The following is a 22,922-nucleotide window of genomic DNA, read 5'->3' as shown; positions in this document are numbered from 1 at the left end:
ACTATCCGGGCGCCGGACCACTCCCGGGATCGCGCCCGGCGTGTCTCCCCCGGCTCCGCTTCCACCGCTCGCGCAGACCGCCGGGGACCTCCTCCGCGAGCAGTGCGAAGGTGCGGTGGTCGCGCCAGTCGCCGTCGATGTGCAGGTACCGGCGGCGCAGCCCCTCGTCACGGAAGCCGAGCTTGCTCACCACCCGCAGGCTCGCGGTGTTCTCCGGGCGGATGTTGATCTCCAGGCGGTGGAGCCCCAGCTCGGTGAAGCAGTGGTCCCCCGCGATGGCGACCGCCGTCGGCGCGATCCCCCGGCCCGCGACGTGTCGGCTCACCCAGTACCCGATCGACGCACCCCGCAGGGCGCCCAGCACGATCGGGGAGACGGAGAGCTGACCGACGATCTCGTCGTCGACCTCGATGACGAAGGTCAGTGCCTCCCCCCGGCGGGCCAGCCGCCGGCTCTCGGCGACGTACTCGGTGAAGCTCACCGCGCGGGAGGGCACGGGGCTGCTGGCCTCCCACGGACGCAGCCAGTCGGCGTTGCGCGCACGGACCGCCTGCCAGGCGGTGCGGTCGCGGTACCGCAGCAGCCGCAGCCGCACACCGTCGTCCTCCAGGACGACCATCAGCCGTCGAGGAGGAGGCAGGACAGCGTCGCGCCCTCGCTGACGTCGGTGACGTCCTCCGGGACGACCGCCAGCGCGTTCGACCGGGCGAGCGCCGACAGCAGCAGCGACCCCGGCGCCCCGACGGGTGCGGCGCGGTAGCCCTCGTGGGGGGAGCCGGTGAGGCGCACACGGACGAACTCGCGGCGCCCGGACGGCGAGTACCAGCCGGTGGTCACCGTCGCTGTCACTGTGGGCCGGTAGCGCTCGGCGTAGCCCGCCATCGAGAGCACCGCCGGACGGACGAAGACCTCGAAGGCGACCTGCGCCGCCACGGGGTCGCCGGGAAGCGCAAAGATGGGGGTGCCGTCGCCGATGGTGCCGAGCCCCAGCTGGCGACCGGGCCACATCGCGACGTTGTCGAAGCGCACCGTGCCGAGCGGGGCGAGGACCTCCTTGACCGTGTCGCTGGACCCGTGGCTCAGGCCGCCGGTCGTGATGATGAGGTCGGCTCGGACGAGCTGGTCCTCGAGGGTCTCGCGCAGCGGACCGCGGTGGTCCGGGACGGCGGCCACCCGGTAGGTCGCGGCCCCGGCGTCGTGCACGGCGGCGGCCAGGGCGTGGCCGTTCGCGTCGTACACCTGGCCCGGTGCGGCCGACTGGCCCGGCTCGACGAGCTCGTCACCGACGGAGACGACGACGACGCGGGGCCGCGGGTGCACCATCACCCGGCCACGCCCGACGGCGGCGAGGAGGGCGACCTGTCTGGCCCCGACCCGCTCCCCGGCGGGCAGCACGACCTCACCCGCCCGGACGTCCTGCGCCCGGCGGTTGACGTTCTCCCCCACGCTCGCGGCCGTCCGCACCTCGACCTTCGCCGTGCCGCGGTCGGTCTGCTCCACGGGCACGACGGCGTCGGCCTCCACCGGCAGCGGCGCACCGGACGCGATGCGGACGCTGGCACCGGCGGGCAGCCGGGTGCGCTCGACGCTGCCGGCCCGGATCTCGTCGAGCACCCGCAGGGTCACGGCTGACGACGGCGCGGCACCGGTGACGTCGGTGGAGCGCAGCGCGTAGCCGTCCAGGGCGGCGACGTCCGCCAGCGGAAGGTCGCGCGACGCGAGGACGTCCTCGGTGAGGACGCAGCCGACGGCGTCGGCCAGGACCACCTCGAGCGGAGGCTGGGGGCCCACGGCCGCGAGGCACGCGGCGAGGTGCTCCTGGACCGTCCTCACCGGGGGTGGCTCGCGGCGGGGTCTGAGGAGAGCTCGACGTGCCGCCCGGCGACGAATTGCTCCAGCCAGGCGGTGAAGTCCGGACCGAGGTCCTCCCGGTCGACGGCGAGCTGGACCACGGCCTTGAGGTAGTCGAGCTTGTCACCGGTGTCGTAGCGGCGGCCGCGGAAGACGACGCCGTGGACGCCGCCGCCCTCCTCGGCGGGCATCCGGGCCAGCGTCTGCAGCGCGTCGGTCAGCTGGATCTCGTTGCCGCGCCCCGGCGGGGTGTTCTCCAGGACGTCGAAGGCGGCCGGGGACAGCACGTAGCGGCCGATGAGGGCGAGGTTGGACGGCGCCTCGTCCACCGGCGGCTTCTCGACCAGCTCGGTGATCGTCACGACGTCGCCGTCGGGGATGCCGGCCAGGCTCACCGGTTCGACGGCGGCGGCGCCGTAGAGGCTGATCTGCGCCGGGTCCACCTCGAGCAGCGCGATCACCGAGCCGCCCAGCCGCTGCTGGACGTCGATCATCGTCGGCAGGATGGGGTCACGGGCGTCGATGAGGTCGTCGCCGAGGAGGACGGCGAACGGCTCGTCGCCGACGTGTTCCCTGCCGCACAGCACGGCGTGGCCCAGCCCCTTGGGTGTCCCCTGCCGCACGGAGTGGATGTCGGCGAGCCCGTTGGGGTGCCGCACCTCGGCGAGCCGGTCCTCGTCACCCTTGGCCTCGAGCGCGGCCTCGAGCTCGACGTTGCGGTCGAAGTGGTCCTCGATCGAGGACTTGCCGCGGGCGGTGACGAGCAGGACGTCCTGGATGCCGGCGGCGGCCACCTCCTCCACGACGTACTGGATCGCCGGCCGGTCGACGACCGGAAGCATCTCCTTCGCGACCGCCTTGGTGGCGGGGACGAAGCGGGTACCGAGACCGGCCACCGGCACGACTGCCTTGCGGACCGGGATGACGTGTGACTGCTCCATGACTGAAGGCTACCCAGCCGGACGGCACGGTGCCGGGGCACAGCGGGCGGCCGATCCGGCCACCCGGCGGACCGACCGTGGGACACTGGGGACATGTCGACGGCGATCCACCTGCCCAGCACGTCCGGCCTCGAGCTGGAGGACGCCAAGCAGGCCGTCCGTACCGTCGTCCGCGGATACCGCGCCTCCCGCACCGCCCGTCAGCGCGAGGAGGCGGCCTCCTCCTTCGCCGCTCACGGCGTGCAGGCGGTGGGCGACGCCCGGTGCGTCGCGGCCTACGTGTCGGCCCCGACGGAGCCGGACACCAGCGTGCTGCTCGACGCCCTGCGCGCGCACGGCGTGCGGGTGCTGCTCCCGGTCCTGGGCCCCGGGCTCGCCCGGTGCTGGGGCCTGTACTCCACCCGCGAGGAGCTCGCCCAGCGCGCGCCCGGCAGGCCGCTCGAGCCGGCCGGTGAGGTGCTGGCACCCGAGGCGCTCGCCGAGGCCGAGGTCGTCATCGCACCGGCGCTCGCCGTCGACCGGTCGGGTATCCGGCTCGGACAGGGCGGCGGCTGGTACGACCGGGCGCTGCAGCACCGTCAGGCGCAGGCGCCGGTCTTCGCGATGGTCCACGACGCGGAGCTCGTGACCGACAGCCACCTGCCCCGCGCCGAGCACGACGTGCCCGTCGACGCCGTCATCACCGAGTCCGGGTGGTTCTTCGTCGACGGCTCGCCGTTCACCCGGCACACCGCCGGCTGACCGTCCCGCTCAGGGGGCGCGCAGGGTCTGCGTGCTCGCGGCGGCCTCGTCGACGGCCGCCCGGCCGAAGGGCCACGGGAAGGCCTCTCCCGCCGCCCACGCCGCGAGCTGGTCGTCGTAGTGCGCGGCCGCCGGGTGACCGGAGACCCCGGTGAAGTTGACCCACAGCGAGTCGTCGACGGCGCCGAGGTCCACGGCCATGCGCATCGAGGGCACGCTCGTGACGCGGTAGTCACGCCTGCCCTCGAGCTCGGCGCTCGCGTCCCAGCCGGTGGCGTTGACGATGCTCGAGCCACCACCGACGCCCACCGGGCTCGGGTTCGCGAACCAGCTCAGCGGCGCGGGGACGTTCGCGCCGAGGACGGGGTGCTGCGGCGCGGCGACGTGCAGCCGGGACCACTGCCAGTCCTCGGGGTTCTTCCCCAGGGTCTGGGTCAGCTCGTTGCGTGCGGCGACGAGGGCCTGGAGCAGGATCTCGTCGCGGCTCTCGACGAGGTTGATGGTGCGGCGGTCGTCCCACCACGTGCTCGTCGGGTCGTCGAGGAGCCGGTTGACGACGACGAGCCACCGGCTGCCGCCGTCGGGTGCGAGGGACGTCGGGAGGTCGTCGCGGAAGGTGAGGTCGAGCAGGTTGGCCCACACCGCAGCGAAGTACGCGGCGGCGGCCGAGTCCCCGCTCTGCTGGTAGCCGTCCGCGGACCAGTCCGCGAGGAGGTCGACCGCCTCGCGGACGAAGCCGTCGGTCACCGTGACGTCGAGCAGTGCCGGGACGAGCAGCTCGGCGTAGGCGCTCGCCTCGTCGTTCATCGCGGCGTTCGCCCACTGCGGGTCGATCGCGGTGCCGGAGGCGACCGCGTCGGCGACGAGCTCCCGCAACCGCTGGGACCGGAAGCCGTAGTCCCAGTCGCTGGTGAGGAAGGGCCCCTGGCCGGGGGGACGCACCGCCTGGTTCGCCGCGACGATGAAGCCCTCCTCCGGGTTGAGCGCGCGCGGCATGTCGCTGGCCGGCACGTACCCGGCCCAGTCGTAGCGCCCGTCCCATCCCGGACGGGGCCAGCTGCCGTCGGACGGGACGGGACCGTCCTCGACGGCCTGGCGCACCGGGATGCGGCCGGGCGCCTGATAGCCGATGTCGCCGTCGGCCGTGGCGAAGACGATGTTCTGAGCGGGCACCTCGAACAGCACGGCGGCTGCCGCGACGTCGTCGGCGTTCTTCGCGCGGTTGAGGGCGAAGATCGCGTCGGCGGTGCGGCCCGGGGTCAGCGCCGTCCACGACATGGCGACGGCGTAGCCCCCGAAGCCCGGGGACGGGGAGCCGTCCGGCACCGGGGCGTTGTTCGCGGCTGCCGTGTCCGGCAGGATCCCGGAGACGATCGGGCCGTGTGCGGTCTCGGCGACGCTGAGGGCGACGTCGCTGCTCCCGTTGACGCTGATCGTCTCGGTCCGCCGGTTGAGGGGGACGCGTTCACCGCCACGCAGGTAGGTGCCGTCGTCGTACACGCGCTCGAGGAAGAAGTCCGTGACGTCGGCACCGAGGTTGGTCAGCCCCCAGGCGAGGTCACCGTTGTGGCCGATGATGACGCCCGGCATCCCGGCGAAGTCGAAGCCCGCGACGTCGAAGGTGCACAGCGTGCTCACCTCGCGGCAGTGCAGCCCGACCTGGTGCCAGATGCCCGGGGCGCTGATGCCCAGGTGGGGGTCGTTGGCGAGGAGGGGGGCTCCGGAGGCGGTGTGCTCGCCGGACACGACGAAGGAGTTCGAGCCGATGCCGTCCCCGTCGCCGAGAAGCCGGGGACTGGCGTGCAGCGCGGCGTAGGCGCTCTCGACGGCGTCGACCGCCCCGGCCGGCGCACGGTTCCAGGACGCGTCCTCGACCGTCGCCGCGGCGGTCGCATCCGGGAGGATCGGCAGGTTCTGGTCCGCCGGGTAGGGCGGGTAGAGCTCGGCGACGCGGGCGACGTCGCCACCGAGCGCGCGCACGGCGGCGGCGCGGCCCAGCTCCTCGTCGTAGTTGCCCGACAGGTCCCAGGCCATGGCCTTGAGCCAGGCGAGGGAGTCGATGGGGGTCCACGGGGCGATGTCGGTGAGCTCGGTGATGAGGCCGAGGACCGTGTACTCGACCCCGAGCTGGCTCGCCTCCCGGCTGCCGAGGTAGGCGTTGACCCCCTCGGCGTAGGCCTCGAAGTGGGCCTGGGTCTCCGGGCTGAGGAGGTCCCACTCCTGCTCCGCCACCCGGCGCCACCCGAGGGTGCGGATGACGGAGTCGGCGGTGAGCGCGGACTCGTTCTCCCCGACGAGCTCGGAGAGCCGCCCGGCGGTGACGTGGCGCCGGTAGTCCATCTCGAAGAACCGGTCCTGGGCGTGCACGTATCCCTGGGCGCGGAAGAGGTCGGTGTCGGTGTCCGCGTAGATCTGCGGCACACCGCGCTCGTCGCGCAGCACCTCGACCTCCGAGGCCAGGATCCGCAGGGTCGTCTCACCCCCGTAGTCGGGCAGCGGTCGGCGCACGAGGGCAGCAGCGAGTGCGACGCCGGCGATGAGCACGACGACGAGGACGGCCGCGACGATGATCACCAGTCGCTGCAGGAGGTTGGAGCCACGCACGAGCCGAGGGTATCCGCATCGGGCCGCGGGAGCCGTGAGCGCGCGCCGTCGGGCTCCTCCCCCGGCGACGACGGCGCACCCCCGGTCCACACCGACCGCCGGCCGGCGCCCCGCGCAGGGGGCACCTCGCTACCGTCACGTCATGTCCGCCCCGTCCGTGCCGCCGTCGCGGCGGTGGCCGGCCCGTTCCCGCCGCCTGCTGTGGCGGTGGCGGCACGCACTGCTACTCGCGGCGGTGCTCGCCGGCTGCTGGACGGTCGTGCACGAGCTGCGTCCGCCCGCCCCGGCGACCGTCGACGTCCTCGTGCTCGCCCGGGACGTGCCCGCGGGGAGCACGCTCGGCGCGGCGGACGTGCGCACCGCCCCGGTCCCCACGCACCTCGTGGCGGCGCGGATGCTCCACGACCCCGACGACGCCGTGGGCGAGCGGGTGGCGGTCGGGCTGCCGGCGGGCTTCCCGCTCGCCGCGGAGGTCCTCGTCGGGCCGGGTCTCGCCACCGGCGTGCCTGCCGGGGAGGTCGTCGTCCCGGTGCGCCTCGCCGACGCCGCAGCGGCGCGGACGCTCCGGCCCGGCGACCGCGTGGACCTGCTGGCGGCGACGGCCGACGCTGCCGCCACCGCGGGCGGCGCGGAGGTGGTGGCCGCCGGCGCACTCGTCATGGCCCTGGACGAGGGCGACGACGCCGGGCTCCTCGGTGGGCAGGAGCCCAGCTCGCTCGTGTTCGTGGCCGTCCCGCGGTCCGCGGCGCCGTCCGTCGTCGGCGCGAGCGCCTGGGCGCCCCTGCGGGTGGTGCTGCCCGGCTAGCTCAGCGGGTGCTCTGTGCCCTGAGGAGGTCGCGGATCTCCTGGAGCAGGATGACGTCCTCGGCGGGTGCCTCCGGCTCCGGCTCCTCGCCACGCTTGCGGCGCTGCTGGAAGGTGTTCATCGGCAGGACAAAGATGAGGTACACGACGGCCGCGGTGATGAGGAAGACGACGACCGCGTTGATGATCGCCGACAGGTCGACGAAGGTGTTCTCCTGACCGGCCCGGATCATGAAGCCGAGCCCCTCGGAGCTGGCGCCGCCCGCGGCGTTGAGCACCGGGGTGATGACGCTGGAGACCACGGTGTCGACGATCGCCGCGAAGGCCGACCCGATGACGACGGCGACGGCGAGGTCGATGACGTTGCCGCGGGTGATGAACTCCTTGAAGCCCTTGAGCATGACCCCTCAGTTCCTGTTGTTCACGGCCCGGCGGGTCCGGGCACCGGGCCAGGCTAGCGCGCCGGCTCACTGCCAGTGGGGCGGCTTGTCCCGCAGGTAGCGCGCGTCGTCGGACCGCTCGGGCAGCTCACCCCATCCCTCGTCGGTGTCCTCGCCGGCCCGGACCGGCAGCGGGGCGACCGCCGGGGGCTGCTGCTTGTGGTCGGTCGGCCGAGCCGACGAGGCGTCCGCAGCCCCGTCGGCACGCGCGGCCGGAGCCGTCGTCGGGGTGAGGTTTCCCTCCTCGCTCGCACCGAGACGGGTGGGCGGTGCCACGACCCGGCGGTGCCGGCCGCGGGTCATCCGCGGCGGGAGGCGACCGCGCGCAGGACCCCGTCGACCTCCAGGCCGCGGCGGGTGAGCCCGAGCTCCTCGCGCAGCGCGGCCACGAGGGCGTCGCGGTCGCGCTCGATGCCGTCGGAGTCGATCCAGGCGGCCAGGTCGTCGAGCTCGTCGTCGGAGTAGGCGCCGATCGGCAGTCCGGGCGTCACCGGCGGCCGCGGTCCCCGCTCGCGAGCGGCCGACGCAGGTCCGCGGCCGCCCTCGCTCCCGACTGACGCATCGGGACTCACGCCGGGCGGGTCCTCGTCGTCGGCCTCGGCCGGCTGCGTCGCGTCCGAGAACTGGGGAGCCGCGGAGCCGGGAACCGCGCCGTCGTGTGCGCGGTCCGACGCGTCGGCGTCGCCGTCGGCCACGTCGTCGGTGTCCTCGAGCTCCACGGGCGGAGCGGCGACCGGGACACGCACCGGGTGCTGCGTGCGCCGCCGCTCGCCGACGACGTCGAGCACGCGCCCGAGGATGGCCTGCGCCTCCCCCTGGGGATCGGTGAAGACGGCTGTCGAGAACGCCATGTGGACCTTCCAGCCCCGCGCGGCGAGCCGCTGCACCCAGTGACGCTCGCGCCGCCGGAGGTTCGGCTCGGCCACGTACGAGGCGTCGTCGGTGAGGACCGCGACCAGCAGCTCTCCGGGCAGGTCGGGGTGGCCGATCGCGAGCGGGATGCGCACCCCGCCCTCGACGCCGTACTGCGGCACGACGGTCAGGCCCAGGCGCCACAGGCGCTCCGCGAGGTCGACGAGCAGCGGGTCGGGCGCCGCGCCGGTGGCCGCGGTGTCGCCCTGCTCGGGCGCCTCGGCGGCCCAGTCGATGAGGTCGGCTAGGAGGAGCGGGCCGGGCTGGTGGAGGCGCCCGCGGTCGATGTCCCCGGGGCCGATGCAGGAGACGAGGACGAGCCGCTCACGGACGGCGTCGAGCGCGTCGATGAGGCAGGCCGTGCCGTCGGGCCCGCTGATCGCCCCGAAGCTGTGCAGCACCCGGCCGTGGGGCGTCTTCGCGTAGCCGAGACTGAGCACCACGGTGTCGCGACGCAAACCGGCCGCACCATCCGCGTCGACGACGACGAAGGGCTCGGCCTTGTCCGCGGCGAAGAAGTCGGCGACGGCCGAGCTGCCGGACACCGCGGAGATGACCGCCTCGCGGACCCGGTCGGCGTGGCGCGCGTTGAGGGCGATGACGGCGAGCGACTGCTCGGGGGTGGTCAGGGCGTGCTCGATGACGAGGTCCACGACGCGGTCGACCTCCGCCTGCACACTCTCCACCGCGTCCGCGCCCGGGGCCGGCATCCCGAAGCCCTCGACGACCTCGAAGGTCGTCCGACCGGGGGCCGGCGGAGCGGGCACGGGCTGGATGACGTCGGCGTACCCGTGCCGGGCGAGGAACACGGCGATCGACTCCTCGCGCTCGGCGCGGTCGGTCGGCAACGTGAGGGCGGGCAGCAGCGGCGCCAGCTCCGCGGCCAGCCCGTCACCGCCGCGGCGGGAGTCGCCGACGAGGACGACCTGCTGACCGCGGGCGATGGCGCCGACGGCCTGCTCGGTGGGCAGGTGGTGGACGCCGTCGAGGACGACGAGGTCGACGCTGCGGGTGGGCGGCAGGAGCTGCGGCACGAGGACGGGAGGCACCACCCAGCTCGGCCGGATCGCTCCGACGAGCTCGGGGTGCCGGGCGTGGATCCTGCGGAGGTCGACGCCCCGGCCGGCCCCGAGCTCGTGCTCGAGCTCGGCGGCGGCCTCACGGTGGCTGTGGACGAGGGCCTGCAGCCGGCGGACGACGGCGCGCCGGACGGGCGTCGTCAGCGTCTCCACGTGCTCGGCGTCGAGGCGGCGGAAGCGCTCGGCGAGCGCGATGAGGCCGGGCCCGTCGAACCCGGCGAGCGCGGGATCGGTGCGCAGGATGTCCTCGAGCACCGAGGTCCACCAGGCGAGGTCGAGCTCGGCACCGGCGAGCGCCGCGGGCACGCGGCGGGCGGTGAGATCCGCGACGAGCTCACCGAGGCCCAGCTCCCCGAGCTCGGCGAGGACGGCGGTGCGCTCGGGCATGAGCCGCACGGCCTCGCTGTCGTTGCCGAGCGCCTCCATGGCGCTGGCGAGGTCGGCGAGCGGGAGGTCGAGGAGGTCGGCCTTGCCCGCCCCGGCGCCGACGACGTCCTGGAGCGCCGCGACGTCACCCTCGACCGCGCGGGCGTGGCGAGCCATCTCCGAGAGTCCCTCGGGCAGGCGCGGCCAGCCCCCGCCGGGGCAGTGCCGCCGCCAGACCTCGCGCTGCTCCTGCACGTGGACGAGCTCGGCGTGGAGGTCCGGCACGGGGCGACCGGGGCGCAGGAGGTCCTTGGCCTGCTTGCGCAGCCGGCGTCGCGTGCCGCCGGCCATGGTGACGCCGTGCTCCTTGCGCCAGGCGCGGGTGGAGGTCGCGACGACCATGTCCGCTGCCGACCGTTCGAAGACCTGGGGGACGAAGACGTCCAGCGCGGTGCGGACACCGTCGAGCATGTCCAGCTGCTCGAGCCACCCGCGCAACGTGCGTGCCGTGGTCAGGCCCGTCTCGCGGGCCGTGCGCTCGACGTCGGCGAGCACGCGCGGTAGCTCGACGCCGGCCAGCCGCTGGGTGCGCTCGAGGGCCCGGTGGGCTCCGTCGGCGCTCTCCAGCCGAGCCCCGTACCAGGGCGTGTCGTGCGGACGGAGCTCGAAGGACCCCAGGCTGGCGGCGCGCACGAGGCGCTCCCGCGCGTGCTCACGGCGCTCACCGACGAGCTCCCGGACGACGTCCGGGGAGAGGCGGACCTCGGTGCGCGGTCCCGGCCGCTGGGCGGTCAGGCCGGCAAGCGCCTGCAGGGCGGCGTGCGCGGAGCAGTCCCACGGCCGGCGCACCGTGTGCAGCGCCTCGACGTACCCGGCGAGCTGCTCACGGGCGGTGACCAGCTCCGCCCGCAGGGCCCGCACGGACTCGGTGCGGGCCTCCGGCTCGACGGCGTGCAGCCCGGCGCGCAGCTGCTCGGGTGCGCTGGCCCGCCAGCCGGTGTCGGTGGACAGGTCGAGGACGAGGTCGCGCAGACCGAGCGCGGTGAGCTCCTCGACGAGCGCGCGCCCCACCCGCCGCGTGCCGGGCACGTACAGGACCCGACGTCCGGTGGCGACGGCGTCGGCGAGGACGGCGGCCAGCGTGGCCGGGACGTCGGCACCGGGGGGTGCGTCGATGAACAGGTCCGTCCCGGAGCTGACGGCGTCGACGATCCGCTGCTGCTCGGGGTCGAGGTCGCCCACGCCACGCTCGGCCTGCGGCTGCCGGTCGGCACCGACGCGTTCGGGCAGCGGCCGGTCCAGCGCGGCGCGCGCGTCCTCGACGCCGGCGAGGGCGGCGACGACGTCGTGCTCGACGAGGTGGTCGTGCATGGACTCGAGGTCGTCGACGAGCACCTGGCCGGGGTGGACGAACGGGCCGATGAGGACGCGCTCCTCGAGCGTGAAGTCGGGCAGGTGCTCCTCACCGAGGAGGGCGAGCCGGGCAAGCGCGGCACGGGGGGAGAAACCGTCGGTCGTCAGCGCCCCGGACGCGATGGCGGCGGAGTCGACGCTCACCCCACGCGAGCGGAGGGCGCGCACGAGCACGGAGTTGACGTCGACGGCCGGCTCGAGCTGGAGGTCGAGGTCGGCGACCTGGCCCCCGCGCGCCGTCAGCCGCACCGGCCGCAGGAGCACCGGCGCCTGGACGGTGCGGGGTGCTGCGGGCTCGCTCGCGTCGTCGGCGTCCGGGCGGTCGTCGACCACCTCGTCGTCCTCCTGGTCGGCCACCGGGACGGGTCGCGGGATCTCCGTCCAGGTGGCGATGCCCGCGGCGAGATAGGTGGGTGCGACGCCGTACCGCTGGGCGAGCTCGTCGGTGCGGGCGACGACGGTGCGGGCCGACCTGCGGGCGGTGACGAGCGCGCCGCCCTCGCGGACGAGGTTCGACAGGCGGGTGGCGCGCCCAGAGTAGAGCTGGGCGATGCCCGACGGGTGCGCGGCGGTGAGGTCGATGACGGCCTCACCGAGCAGGCTGACGTCCGAGAGGGCGCTGGCGCCACTGAGCGCGATGAGACGCTCGCGCCACTGCTGCGCGGAGCCCTCGACGGCTCGCGCCCGGGCGGTCCGGCTCGTCGCGGGGCCGTCCGCGGCGTCGGAGTCGTCCTCCGGAGCGGTGAGCCCGACGGGGCCCTGTCCCCCGGCGCGGCGGTGCGCCGCTGGGGGGCGGGCGAAGAGCGCTGAAGGGGTCATCCGTCCACGCTAACCAGCGTGGAGCCGTTGTCCGGCGCGACCCGCCGCGAGCGGGACCAGTTTCCCGGCCTCGGGCATGAGATAGGGCGTGACGCACACGGGGGGCAGGCGTCACGCCCTATGGAGGATAGCCTGGCCCAACTTTCGTCGGAGCGCAAGCCCTCCTCCCGTCGAACGTCGCGGTGATGTCCGACACACCCGGGCGTGCAGTCCCCCCACGGCCCCGCCAGACTGTGCCCATGGCGGCCCTCCCTGCCCGCGAGCCGGCGCCGACGACGCCCGGCGCCCGCGCTGCGCGGCCGCGCCAGATCCCGCTCAAGGGGTGGCTGCACATCCTGCGCCGCGTGGCCCGGAGGATCGTCCCGGACCAGTTCCTGCTCTACAGCGCGGGCGTCGCCTTCTTCGCGGTGCTGTCCATCGCGCCGGTCCTGCTCACCGCCCTGTCGGTGTACGGCGCGGTCAACACCCCCGAGCAGGCCGTGGAGCACCTCGCGGGGGTGGTGGCCGTACTGCCCCCGACCCTCGGTCAGGTCCTCGGCGACCAGTTCGTGTCCATCACCGAGGCGTCCACCCAGCTCCTCACCTTCCGCGGTCTGCTCGCCCTGGCCGTCGCGCTCGGCACCGCGACCACCGCGGCGTCCTTCCTCATCGAGGCGATCACGGTCGCCTACCGCGAGGACGAGACCCGCGGAGGGCTCCGCCGCTTCGCCCTCGCGCTGTTCTTCGTGCTCGGCGGCGCCGTCCTTCTCGGGGCGGTGATCGCCGGGAGCGCCCTCATCTCCCGGACGCTCTCCACCGCGCCACGCTGGGTCAAGGTGCTCGCCCTCACCGCCGCGTGCATCGGCGTCGCCGTGTTCATGGCCGTCGGCCTGGCCCTGCTCTACCGGTTCGCGCCCGACCGCCGCGGCCGGGCGCGGTGGCGGTGGATCAGCGGCGGTTCGGTCGTCACCACAGCCCTGTGGCTGGCGTGCTCGGCGGGGCTCTTCGTCTACGTGCAGAACCTCGGCACCTACGAGCGCATGTACGGGTCCCTCGCCGGGGTGGCGATCAGCATGCTCTGGCTCTGGCTCACCGTCCTCCTCGTCATCCTCGGCGCGGCGGTCAACGCCGAGGCGGAGCGGCAGACGGAGCGCGACTCGACGACGGGGCCCGAGCAGCCGCCCGGCCGGCGAGGCGCCGTCGTCGCCGACGACGTCCCCCCGCACCCGGAGGACCCGGCCTGAGCCGACGGCCGCTCCGCTGCCGGACGCCTGCGCGCGGGCGGGACGTCCAGGACCTCGCTGGTGCCCTCGGGCAGATTCGAACTGCCGACACCCGCTTTAGGAGAGCGGTGCTCTATCCCCTGAGCTACGAGGGCGGGGCGGGTCCAGCGTAACCGGCGAGGACGCCGCCGCGCACATACGCTCCTCCCATGGCCTCCCGGACGCTTGACCTGCCGCAGGAGTGGGCCTATGCCCTGGTCACCGCGGTGCGGCACCACGGCCGCTGGATCCCGCTCACCACGGTGAGCGCACCGCGCCCCCCGCTGCGGGAGGGGGACGTCGTCGTCGGCCGGACCGCACGGGTGCTGGTCGACCGGATGCGGGTCACCCGGGCCGACCCGCCCCGCGAGCTGCGCCTCGTCAAGACGGGGCCGCTCCTGCTCGGCGAGGTCGTCATCACCGTCACGGCACGCGGGCCCCATCGCGCCGTCGTCGACTGGGCCGAGGACGGCGTGCACCTCCGTGGCCCGCTGCCCCGGGCGCTGACCGCCGCCCTCCTGCGGCCGGCACTGGAGGGGATGACGGCGTTCGCCCTGTGGCGGATCGCCCGCTCGGTCAGGCGCTACCGGCGGCGCGCGGACCGGTAGGACGGCCGCCCGCTGGGCCGTCCACCGGCGAGGTCGCGGTCCTCACCCGGGCACGCAGTGCGGGACCGCGATCTCGGCCCCGGACTGCGCGCTCGCCGAGGCCACCGCGGCGAGCGCCTGCTCGAGGTCGGCACGCAGGTCCACGACCTCCTCGAGCCCGACGGACAGCCGCACGGTCGCGTCGCTGATCCCCAGGTGGGCCCGGCCCACCTCCCCCAGCCGCCGGTGCGTCGTCGTCGCCGGATGGGTGACGAGCGACTTCGCGTCGCCGAGGTTGTTGGAGATGAGGACGAGCCGCAGCGCGTCGAGGAACGCGAAGGTCTGCGCCTGGTCGGCGGGCCGGCCGTCGACGGCGAGGTCGAACGTGACCACGGTGCCCCCACCGCTCATCTGGGTCCGGGCGAGCTCCACCTGGGGGTGCGAGGCGAGGAACGGGTAGTGCACCGCCCCGACCCCCGGCAGCGTCTCGAGCCACTGCGCCAGCTCCAGCGCCGTGGCGCTCTGGGCGCGTACGCGCAGCGGCATGGTCTCCAGTCCCTTGAGCAGCACCCAGGCGTTGAACGGGCTGAGCGTCGGGCCGGTGTTGCGCAGGATGAGCTGGAGCGGGCCCTCGACGAAGTCGCGACTGCCGAGCACCGCGCCGCCCATGGTGCGCCCCTGGCCGTCGATGTGCTTGGTTGCCGAGTAGACGACGACGTCCGCCCCCTGGGGCAGCACCCGCTGGAGCACCGGGGTGGCGAAGACGTTGTCGACGACGACGACGGCGCCCGCCGCGTGGGCCAGCTCGCTCACCGCCGCGACGTCGACGATGTCCTGCATCGGGTTGGACGGCGTCTCGAAGAACACGACGTCGGCGGGGGTGGCCAGCGCCCGGCGCCAGTCCTCGACGTCATGGGCGTCGACGTAGTCGGTGACCACTCCCCACTTGGCGAGGACGTCCTCGAAGAGCGTCACCGTCGAGCCGAACAGTGCCCGGCCGGACACGATCCGCGAGCCGCTGCGGACGAGCGCGGCGAGGGTGGAGAAGACGGCCGACATCCCGGTGGCGGTCGCGTAACAGGCCTCCGCCCCCTCCAGCGCACGCAGCCGCTCCTCGAACGTGGAGACCGTGGGGTTCTCGTAGCGGGCGTAGGTGAAGCGGTCGACGTCGCCGCGGAAGGCGGCCTCGGCCTCCGCGGCCTCGTCGTAGACGAAGCCCTGGGTGAGGAACAGGGCCTCGGAGGTCTCCTGGAAGCCGGTCCGCGCGTGGCCGGCGTGCACGGCACGTGTCGCGGGGCCCCACGCCTCCTCCGGCTCGGGGAACCCTCCGGGGCCGGGACACGCTGCGTGGTCAGGACGGGTGGGCGTCGCCATGGTCTCCTCCATCGGTCCTGGCGGGAGCACCCGCGATCCGGGTTGCTGCAGCGTCGACGAGCCAGGTCTCTCGGCTGCTCTGGATGGTTTCCCCGATGCTAGCCACGACGTGCGGCCCGGGTCAGCCACGCCCCAGCGCCGTCCCACGCCTCGGACGGGCCCCGACTTTCGCAGGAGGACGCGGCGCCCAGATCATCCCGATGGACACCGAGATGGGCAGTTCTCCCCATGGTCAACGCCACTGCGCAGGCACCACCATGAGGGCAGCGGCAGGGGGAGAGGTGGTCACGATGTCGACGGAGACGATCGAGCAGACCGAGCGCCGGCGGCGAGGCCGCGTGGCCCACTTCCGGCTCGACGTGGCCGAGTGGACCGTCCTGCGTGCAGCCCTGCTCTCCCGCGCCCACGGCTCGACCGGCCCGGCGGGCTTCTCGCCCGAGTCCTTCGGGCTCGACCCGGAGCAGCCACTCACCCCGGTGGAGCGCGAGCGCGCGTGGTCTAGCCTGCAGCTGCGCGGACTGGCCACCCACGTGCCGGCCGAGGACGACATCACGGCGCTGAGCCCGTCCTGCATCCTGGGCATGCTCATGCTGCTGGAGGCCGACGTCCGCGTCGACGTCTCGGCGTGGTCCGGTGACGTCGTCGTCAACCAGAGCGTGGCGTGGTCCGGCGGGCGGACCGCCGCGCTCGCCCGGCGGCGCCGCCAGGTCCGCACGGCGGGTGGCGACCCGGTGCTGGAGCAGGAACCCGTCGTCGACCTGTCCCTGTCGGCGGCCGGGGGCCTCCTCGCCGAGGCCATGCGAGCCCTGCCCGGCCGGGTCACGGCGGGCGCACCGGAGGACCGCTCGCCCGTGCGGATCGGCTGGCCGCAGTCCGCCGCCATCGCCCAGGCGCTGCGGTCGGGGCGTGAGGAGGTCGCCACCCACCTCTCGGGGCTGCCCGCCTCGGCGCTCGCGGTCCTCGGCACGGTCGCGACCTCGCTGGTCGGCGGAGCCAGCGTGAGCGCGGCGCGCCGCACCGCCGACGGCACCCTCGGCTTCCACGGGGTGTGGTTGTGGACGGAGGCCGACGTCGTCGAGCTCGTCGACGCGACGTGCCACGCCGTCACCCTGCGCCGCACCGACCTCGAGCACGTGCGTCATGGCCTGCTCACCGCACTCACCGGGCTCCTCCACGCCGAGGAGGTGCTGTGACCGACTCCCTCACCGTGACCGGTGGGGCTGCGGGTGTCCTCGCGCGCGCCGCCGACATGCGCGCCACGGCCGACGTCCTGGACGCCAAGGGTGACGTCGCTCGCGAGCTCGCGGCGCGGGTGGCCGCCGTCGCCACCCACGAGGCGGTGCTCGGCTCCCAGGTGCTGTCCCCGGTCACCGGTGCGCGGGTGCTCGGTGAGGTCGCCCGGGCGCAGCTCCCGCCCGAGGGGCTGGCCTGGATCGCCCTCGAGTACGAGTCCTCGGCGACGTTCCTCCGCGGCGCCGCCACGGCCTACGAGGAGACCGACGCCGCGCTCGCCCGGCTCGCCGAGGTCCGCGACACGACCACCGGTGTCCTCCTGCTGAACGCAGGACTCCTCACGGCCGGGGGGATCGCCCTGACCTCGTGGGCCTACGGGGCCCTGGACGACGACGTCGCCGACGCCCTCACCCCCGACGCCTTCGCCCGGTGGGTCGAGACCGTCGGGCAGGACCCCCTGGGGACCGCGCTCGGCGGGCTCTACGACCACCCGTGGGTCACCGACTCCATCATCTCCGGCCTCCCGTTCGTGCTCGGCACGCAGGTCCCGCTCGTGCTCAGCGCGCTGACGCCGTGGACCTTCCCGACCACGCCACTGAGCTACGAACAGGTCGTCTCGGGCGTCATCGCCGGAGGCGGGCTGCTCGGCCTCTTCGCCACCGGCCGCCCGGTGGTGACCCCCGAGCCGCGCGACCCCCGCTACCCGGACGACGCGAGCTGGCAGGCGGCGCTGGACGCGACCGCCGCCGGCAGCGTCTCCGACCTCTTCGACAACATCTCCGGCCTCGGCAACGGCGACCGTTCGGAGGTGCGCGTCACCGCGGTCCCCGACGGTGCGGGCGGGTACAGCTGGATCGTGGAGATCCCCGGGACGCAGGAGTGGTCCCCCGCGCCCGGCTCCAACCCCTCAGACCTCAGCACCAACCTCCACCTCATGGCGGGGGCGCACGACACCGCGATGGAGGAGGGGGTGCTCGAGGCGGTGCACCAGGCGATGTCCTCCCTCTCGGAGCAGACCGGTGTCCCGCTCAGCGTGCTGCAGGGCCAGGCCGTCACCGTCGCCGGGCACAGCCAGGGCGGGATCGTGGCCGCCTCGATCGCCGCCGACCCGACGAACGGTCTCAACGTCACCGACGTCGTCACCGGCGGCTCGCCCGTCGCCGCCATGGACATCCCGGACGACGTCTCCGTGCTGAGCATCGAGCACGTCCAGGACCCGGTCCACCACCTCGACGGCAACCCGAACGCCGCGGGTCCGAACTGGACGACCATCACCCGCGACGTCGACGGCCACAGCGAGGTGACACCCGGCGACCCGTTCTCCGCCCACCACGGCAGCCTCTACGCGGAGACCGGCGCGCTCGTCGACGAGCGGGCGGGCACCGACCCGGTGCTGGCGATCGCGCTCGAGCGGCTCGACGAGCAGTTCGCCCGGGTCCGTGCGGGCGAGCCGCACGTCTTCCAGTACGACGTCGGGCAGGAGCACCCGTGAGGCGGCTGCTGGCCGGCGCGCTCGGCCTGGTCCTCCTCCTGCCGGCCTGCGGTGCCGGCGGGGCGCCCACGCCGGACTCCACCACCACCCCGGACCTCTCGACCGAGAGCGACCGCATCGTCGCCGAGCTCAGCGCAGTCCCGGCGCTGACCGGCACGGAGGTGCGGCTCAGCTCCGGAGCGACCACCGGCAACCAGGTGGTCATCGACGCAGCGACGACGAGCACGGACCCCGCGGAGCAGCGGGTCACGCTCGAGGAGATCACCCGGGCCGGGTGGCACACCGCCGCGTTCGTCCCGACCGAGGTGCGCACGAGCCTCGTCGGCCCCGACGGCACGACCCTCGACCCTCGCGACCTCGGCTTCCCACGCCGAGGGGCGGACTCCGCCGGCCTGTTCGCCATGTTCGGCCCTCCGGCGGCCGACGAGGAGTGGCGGCCATGAGCCCGCGGGAGGTGCACCATGGGTCTCGCTGAGGCGCCGGAGGAGCTGCGCGCGCTCGCCGGCCAGGTCGACGACGTCGCCGGGCAGGTCCGCGCGCTGGGCGCCGAGCTCGTCGCGCTGCGCGAGGAGATCGGCTGGCGGTCGGTTGCGGGCGAGGCGTACGTGGCGTCGCTCGGCGACCGGGCCGAGGAGACGGCGCGCAGCGCCGAGCTCGTCGACGACGTCGCCCAGGCGCTGCGGGAGCACGCCGACGGGGCCGCCGACACGCTCGCCGCCATCGAGTCCGCACGGACCTTCCTGCTCTCGGCCTTCGAGGACGCTCGCTCCGTGCTCGCCGACCTCTGGAGCGGCGTCCTCGACGCGGTCACCCCCGGGGTCGAGCACGCCCAGCACGTCATCGACATCGTCGCCGGCGCCCCGGAGGCCGACGTCGACCTCGGCTGGCTGGACCGCGCGCGCCAGGCCGGGTGGGGCCGCTGAGCCTCCTCAGCCCCCCGCGCCCACCGACGCCGTCAGCACGGCCCCGGGCGGCTGGTGGCCCTGGTCCCGCACGGTTGCCCGGATCTCCAGCGTGCAGCACTTCGCCCCGCCGCCGCCCTTGAGCAGCTCGGAGGTGTCGATGCCGATCGGCTCGAAGCCCCGCTCCGCGAGTGCGGCGGCGAGGTCCGTGGCCCGCGGGTTGTGGATGACGTGCCGGCCGTCACTCACGCCGTTGAGCCCGAGCACGACGGCGTCCGCCTCGGTGGCGATGACGGCGTCGGGGAAGAGCCGCTCGAGCACCCGTCGGCTGCCCTCGCTGAACGCCGGCGGGTAGTAGGCGACCTCGCTGTCGGAGAGCACCATGAGCGCGGTGTCGAGGTGGTAGAAGCGCGGGTCGACGAGACGCAGCCCGATGACCGGCTTGCCGATGGCCTCCTGCAGCTCGGCGTGCGCGGCGGTGGACGTGCGGAACCCGGTCCCGGCGAGCACGAGGTCGCCGACGGTGAGGATGTCACCCTCGCCCTCGTTGGTGGCGCTCGCGGTGTGGACCCGGAAGCCGCGCTCGGCGAACCAGTCCGCGTAGGCAGGGCCCTCGGGCATGCGCTGCGGGTAGGTGAACTTCGCCGTGTAGACCTCGCCGTCGCTCACCAGCGCGCCGTTCGCGGCGTAGACCATGTCGGGAAGGCCCACGACGGGCTCGATGAGCTCGACCCGGTGGCCGAGCCGGACGTAGGTGTCGTGGAGCTCCTGCCACTGGGCGACGGCCAGGTCGGTATCGGTGGGCACCGCCGTGTGCATCCAGGGGTTGATCTCGTAGCTCACGGTGAAGTACGTCGGCCGGCACATGAGGTAGTGCCGGGGCGTGGCATGGCGGGGTGGCCGCACGTGTGCCCCTTTCGTCGGTGTGTGGGCACAGCCTAGGCAGCCGCGACGCCTGACGACGCGCAGCGGCGCGGGGCGCGCCGAGCGTGCACACGATCCGGGGCTCGGCGGGGGGTGCGGAGGCGCGGAGCCCTCAGCGGCGGCGCCAGGGGACGTCGGCAGGACCGCGGGTCTCCTCCTCGGCGGAGCGAGCGGGGACGACCATGACGGGGCAGACGGCGTGGTGGAGGACCGCCTGGCTGGTCGAGCCCATGAGCAGCCCGGCGAAGCCGCCGCGCCCGCGGGACCCGACGACGACGAGGTCGACGGCGGTGGAGAACTCCGCGAGCAGTGCCGCCGCGTTGCCGTCGAGGGCGTGCTGGCTGACGCGGACCTCCCGACCGGCGACGGCGCGCTCGACCGCCACCGAGAGCCCGACCTTGACGTCGGCGAGCACGTCGTCCCGGTCGACGGCGGCCGGCAGCCAGGCGAGCGACCCGGCTCCCCCGCCGATCGGCACCGCGGCGACGGCGGTGAGGTGGGCGTCCCACGCGGCTGCCTCGTCCACCGCTCGGCGCAGCGCGATGGTGGCGGACTCCGAGCCGTCGACACCGACGACGACGCGGCGAACCGGCGTGAAGGGCGGCTGACCGTCCTCGGTGCGGGGAACCACGACGGTCGGGCAGTGCGCGTGCGCGGGCAGGGAGGAGGACACCGTGCCGAGGAGACGGTCGGCGAACCCACCGCCGCCGCGAGTGCCGACGACGGCGAGCCCCGCCTGGCGGGAGAGCTCGACGAGCACCCCGGCGGGGTCACCGAGCTCGAGTGCGGAGGTGACCTCGAGGTCGCCGCCCACGCGCTCGACGGCCTCCTCGAGCACGGCCTGCGCCCCGGCCTGGATGGCCGAGTCGTCGACGGCGGCGAAGCCGCCGTCGAGCGAGGCGACGGTGAACGCGGGGACGGCGTACGCACAGACGACGTGCAGGCGCCAGCCGAGGCGTCGTGCCTCCGCCGCCGCCCAGTCGAGGGCCGCGTTGCTGGTCTCGGAGCCGTCCACACCGACGATGACGACGTTCTCGCGGGGCATGTCACCCTCCAAGCTCGGGAGCCGTTGCTCCCCATTGTGCTCCGTGCCGACACCCGTGTCGGCGGTTCGAACGTCCGACGGGCCCGCACCGTGGCGGTGCGGGCCCGTCGGGCGGAGCGTGCGGCTGTCAGCCCACCCGGATGAAGGTCGGGTTGGACTTGTAGATCGCGCGCGCCGACAGCGGGTTGCCGGGGCTGTGCGCCGCGATGTACTGGCCGTTACCGAGGTAGATGCCGACGTGTCCGGGCCACCACACGAGGTCACCGGCGCTCGCCTGGGCGGCGGAGACGACGGTGCCCGCGTTGCGCTGGGCGCTGGAGCTGCGCGGGATGCTGATCCCGGCCTGGGCGTACACGTAGGACGTGAAACCGGAGCAGTCGAACCCGCCCGGGGTGGCGCCACCCCACACGTACGGGGTGCCGACGTAGCGGAAGGCGATGTCGACGATCGCGTTGCCGGAGGCGGCCGGGGCGGGGGCGGCCGCGGGAGCGGGCGCCGTCTCTGCGGCAGCGGTAGCGGTCGCGGTCGTGCCGGCCTGGGCGGAGGACGTCCGCGTGCGGGAGGCGGACTCGGCGGTGCGGGCGGCGGCCAGCGCCTGCGCCTCGGCCTCCGCCTCTGCCTGCCGGGCGGCCTCGTCGGCCGCGATGCGCTCGGCGACCGGGTCGGCGTCCTCGGCGTGGATGGTCTTGGGCGGGATCGCCTCGACGGCGAAGTCAGCGACGGAGTACTCGACGTCGGCGGGGACCGACACGGTGGGGTTGACCGTCAGCGCGGTGCGCGCCTGGTTCGAGAGCGCCGAGACGTCCACCTGCGGGAGGGAGGAGCCCTCCGGCGCGGCGACTGCCGTGCTGGCCGCCATGGTGAGGGCGAGGCCCGAGGACGCGGCGACGAGCATGCCGCGACGGGCTGCCGGGCCAGTGACGGCCTGTCCGAACGCTGTCAGTGGCGTGGTGGGGCGGCATGCCGCGCGGTGGCGAGCCCCGGTTGTGGTCACGGTCACGTGTTACCTCTCCTGCTGCCGACGAGGTGAGCTGTCGGGTTCGGATGGGAGATCACCCGGCCCGTCCTCTCGGACGGGCTTCACCCCTAGGGGCCGACCTGGGCCGACCGCCACTACTTGGTTCCCCCGCCCCTGCCGACGGACATTCTCAAAGGGAACCTCGGGACGGCGGCAGGGTTGGGCTCCGTCCGAGGGCTCATCACTGGAGGGGTGCGAGGAGCGAGTCGGACACTACCCGAGCCCTCGGTCAAATGTCACGTTCCGGTTACGACGATGTGGGAAGCGTGTCGCGACTCACGTCCGTGGAGCAACAAGAAGCCCGGATTTCCGCGACTCTCAGACCTCGACGAAGAGGTGGCGGGTCACGTCCTCCGGCACGTCGAGCACCAGCTCGGAGCCCTCGGCACGGAGTGAGACGATGCCGACACCGCGCTGCAGCTGCAGCCGCACGCCGGGCCGCACCCCGGCCTCGGCGAAGCGGGCGAGGAGCTCGACGTCAACCTGGAGCGGCTCGCCGATGCGCCGGAGGACGACGTCACCGTCGTCGGTACCGGCGAGGGAGGCCAGCGCCCGGAGCGTGGGCTCGGCGGGGGCGCGGGTGTGCTCCCCGAGCTGCGCAAGCCCCGGGATCGGGTTGCCGTACGGGTCGTGGTGGGGGTGGTCGAGCAGCGCGACGAGCCGGTGCTCCACCTGCTCGCTCATCACGTGCTCCCAGCGGCAGGCCTCCTCGTGGACGTACTCCCAGTCCAGCCCGATGACGTCGATGAGGAGGCGCTCGGCGAGCCGGTGCTTGCGCATGACCTGGGTCGCCTTCTCCCGCCCCGCCTCGGACAGCGCGATGCGGCGTCCCTCCTCGAGGTGGAGCAGGCCGTCACGCTCCATCCGGGCCACCGTCTGCGACACCGTCGGTCCGGAGTGCCCGAGGCGTTCGGCGATGCGGGCACGCATGGGCACCACCCCCTCCTCCTCAAGCTCGTAGACCGTCTTGAGGTACATCTCGGTGGTGTCGATCAGGTCACTCATGCGTCGCTGCCCATCTCTCGGCTCCTGCACCGAGGATAGGACGCCCGGCGGCGCACGTCCGGTCCCCGGCGTGGCGTCCTGCGCAGTGGCACTCGGCACAGCGACCGCCCGGCGACGCTGTGGGAGAATGG

General features: G+C 74.4%; 20 protein-coding genes, 1 tRNA gene and 1 riboswitch. Of the genes, 8 read left to right on the top strand and 13 right to left on the bottom strand.

What is annotated here, in order from left to right; translation table 11 throughout:
* Position 1: 1 nt before the first annotated feature.
* From VR894_RS06780 to VR894_RS06770, 3 genes are read right to left on the bottom strand one after another with little or no spacing between them, the layout of a single operon-like run.
* Positions 2–619, bottom strand: a complete 618-nt coding sequence (locus VR894_RS06780) for a GNAT family protein (RefSeq protein WP_324650604.1) — start codon at positions 617–619, stop codon at positions 2–4.
* Positions 619–1,833 (bottom strand): gephyrin-like molybdotransferase Glp, encoded by a 1,215-nt coding sequence (glp, locus tag VR894_RS06775; protein ID WP_324650602.1) that lies wholly within the window; start codon positions 1,831–1,833, stop codon positions 619–621. Before glp ends, VR894_RS06780 begins: the two co-directional genes overlap by 1 nt.
* Complete coding sequence (locus tag VR894_RS06770; RefSeq protein ID WP_324650601.1) at positions 1,830–2,792, bottom strand: UTP--glucose-1-phosphate uridylyltransferase; 963 nt, start codon at positions 2,790–2,792, stop codon at positions 1,830–1,832. The genes glp and VR894_RS06770 overlap by 4 nt, the downstream gene beginning before the upstream one ends.
* 93 nt (positions 2,793–2,885) lie before the next feature.
* On the opposite strand from VR894_RS06770, the gene VR894_RS06765 reads away from it, so the two are divergent.
* Complete coding sequence (locus VR894_RS06765) at positions 2,886–3,533, top strand: 5-formyltetrahydrofolate cyclo-ligase (RefSeq protein WP_324650600.1); 648 nt, start codon at positions 2,886–2,888, stop codon at positions 3,531–3,533.
* A gap of 9 nt (positions 3,534–3,542) precedes the next feature.
* Here VR894_RS06765 and VR894_RS06760 read toward each other — a convergent pair whose 3' ends face one another.
* Positions 3,543–6,137: a penicillin acylase family protein gene (locus tag VR894_RS06760; protein ID WP_324650599.1), complete on the bottom strand. Its 2,595-nt coding sequence runs from the start codon at positions 6,135–6,137 to the stop codon at positions 3,543–3,545.
* A gap of 142 nt (positions 6,138–6,279) precedes the next feature.
* Here VR894_RS06760 and cpaB point away from each other — a divergent pair, with 142 nt between their 5' ends.
* The gene (cpaB, locus tag VR894_RS06755) at positions 6,280–6,942 is read left to right on the top strand and encodes a Flp pilus assembly protein CpaB (RefSeq protein WP_324650598.1); all 663 of its coding nucleotides are present in this window, start codon (positions 6,280–6,282) and stop codon (positions 6,940–6,942) included.
* A gap of 1 nt (position 6,943) precedes the next feature.
* On the opposite strand, the gene mscL is transcribed toward cpaB, so the two are convergent.
* The 3 genes from mscL to VR894_RS06740 form a co-directional block, all read right to left on the bottom strand.
* The gene (gene mscL, locus VR894_RS06750) at positions 6,944–7,342 is read right to left on the bottom strand and encodes a large conductance mechanosensitive channel protein MscL (RefSeq protein WP_324650597.1); all 399 of its coding nucleotides are present in this window, start codon (positions 7,340–7,342) and stop codon (positions 6,944–6,946) included.
* A 66-nt stretch (positions 7,343–7,408) separates the two neighbouring features.
* Entirely contained in the window at positions 7,409–7,657 is a 249-nt protein-coding gene (locus VR894_RS06745; RefSeq protein ID WP_324650596.1) for a hypothetical protein, read from the bottom strand.
* Between the two features lie 23 nt (positions 7,658–7,680).
* Positions 7,681–11,970 (bottom strand): hypothetical protein, encoded by a 4,290-nt coding sequence (locus tag VR894_RS06740; protein ID WP_324650595.1) that lies wholly within the window; start codon positions 11,968–11,970, stop codon positions 7,681–7,683.
* A gap of 239 nt (positions 11,971–12,209) precedes the next feature.
* Here VR894_RS06740 and VR894_RS06735 point away from each other — a divergent pair, with 239 nt between their 5' ends.
* Positions 12,210–13,193, top strand: a complete 984-nt coding sequence (locus VR894_RS06735) for a YihY/virulence factor BrkB family protein (RefSeq protein WP_324650594.1) — start codon at positions 12,210–12,212, stop codon at positions 13,191–13,193.
* Between the two features lie 58 nt (positions 13,194–13,251).
* Here VR894_RS06735 and VR894_RS06730 read toward each other — a convergent pair.
* A tRNA-Arg gene (locus tag VR894_RS06730) sits at positions 13,252–13,327 on the bottom strand.
* Positions 13,328–13,381: 54 nt separating this feature from the next.
* Here VR894_RS06730 and VR894_RS06725 point away from each other — a divergent pair.
* Positions 13,382–13,819, top strand: a complete 438-nt coding sequence (locus VR894_RS06725) for an SRPBCC family protein (protein ID WP_324650593.1) — start codon at positions 13,382–13,384, stop codon at positions 13,817–13,819.
* A 42-nt stretch (positions 13,820–13,861) separates the two neighbouring features.
* Here the strand turns inward: VR894_RS06725 and VR894_RS06720 are convergent, their stop codons facing one another.
* Positions 13,862–15,172: an O-succinylhomoserine sulfhydrylase gene (locus tag VR894_RS06720; RefSeq protein ID WP_324650592.1), complete on the bottom strand. Its 1,311-nt coding sequence runs from the start codon at positions 15,170–15,172 to the stop codon at positions 13,862–13,864.
* Positions 15,173–15,462: 290 nt separating this feature from the next.
* Here VR894_RS06720 and VR894_RS06715 point away from each other — a divergent pair, with 290 nt between their 5' ends.
* From VR894_RS06715 to VR894_RS06700, 4 genes are read left to right on the top strand one after another with little or no spacing between them, the layout of a single operon-like run.
* Positions 15,463–16,365: a hypothetical protein gene (locus VR894_RS06715; RefSeq protein WP_324650591.1), complete on the top strand. Its 903-nt coding sequence runs from the start codon at positions 15,463–15,465 to the stop codon at positions 16,363–16,365.
* Positions 16,362–17,897, top strand: a complete 1,536-nt coding sequence (locus VR894_RS06710; RefSeq protein ID WP_324650590.1) for a hypothetical protein — start codon at positions 16,362–16,364, stop codon at positions 17,895–17,897. Before VR894_RS06715 ends, VR894_RS06710 begins: the two co-directional genes overlap by 4 nt.
* Positions 17,894–18,340, top strand: a complete 447-nt coding sequence (locus VR894_RS06705; RefSeq protein ID WP_324650589.1) for a hypothetical protein — start codon at positions 17,894–17,896, stop codon at positions 18,338–18,340. The genes VR894_RS06710 and VR894_RS06705 overlap by 4 nt, the downstream gene beginning before the upstream one ends.
* A gap of 18 nt (positions 18,341–18,358) precedes the next feature.
* Complete coding sequence (locus VR894_RS06700; protein WP_324650588.1) at positions 18,359–18,820, top strand: hypothetical protein; 462 nt, start codon at positions 18,359–18,361, stop codon at positions 18,818–18,820.
* Between the two features lie 6 nt (positions 18,821–18,826).
* Here the strand turns inward: VR894_RS06700 and ddaH are convergent, their stop codons facing one another.
* The 4 genes from ddaH to VR894_RS06680 all read right to left on the bottom strand — a co-directional run bounded on the left by ddaH (position 18,827) and on the right by VR894_RS06680 (position 22,791).
* Positions 18,827–19,705 carry a dimethylargininase gene (gene ddaH / locus VR894_RS06695; RefSeq protein WP_416380822.1) on the bottom strand — a complete coding sequence of 293 codons (879 nt, stop codon included), beginning with the start codon at positions 19,703–19,705 and terminating at the stop codon, positions 18,827–18,829.
* A gap of 130 nt (positions 19,706–19,835) precedes the next feature.
* Entirely contained in the window at positions 19,836–20,768 is a 933-nt protein-coding gene (locus VR894_RS06690) for a universal stress protein (protein ID WP_324650587.1), read from the bottom strand.
* A gap of 127 nt (positions 20,769–20,895) precedes the next feature.
* Positions 20,896–21,663 (bottom strand): C40 family peptidase, encoded by a 768-nt coding sequence (locus VR894_RS06685; protein ID WP_324650586.1) that lies wholly within the window; start codon positions 21,661–21,663, stop codon positions 20,896–20,898.
* 107 nt (positions 21,664–21,770) lie between these two features.
* A riboswitch (cyclic di-AMP (ydaO/yuaA leader) is annotated at positions 21,771–21,923 on the bottom strand.
* A 181-nt stretch (positions 21,924–22,104) separates the two neighbouring features.
* The gene (locus VR894_RS06680; protein WP_324650585.1) at positions 22,105–22,791 is read right to left on the bottom strand and encodes a metal-dependent transcriptional regulator; all 687 of its coding nucleotides are present in this window, start codon (positions 22,789–22,791) and stop codon (positions 22,105–22,107) included.
* Positions 22,792–22,922: the final 131 nt, after the last annotated feature.

Origin of the sequence: Georgenia sp. H159, from assembly GCF_035607575.1 — a bacterium.
Taxonomy (GTDB): Bacteria; Actinomycetota; Actinomycetes; order Actinomycetales; family Actinomycetaceae; genus Oceanitalea.
This window is presented reverse-complemented; position numbering and strand designations above follow the sequence as displayed.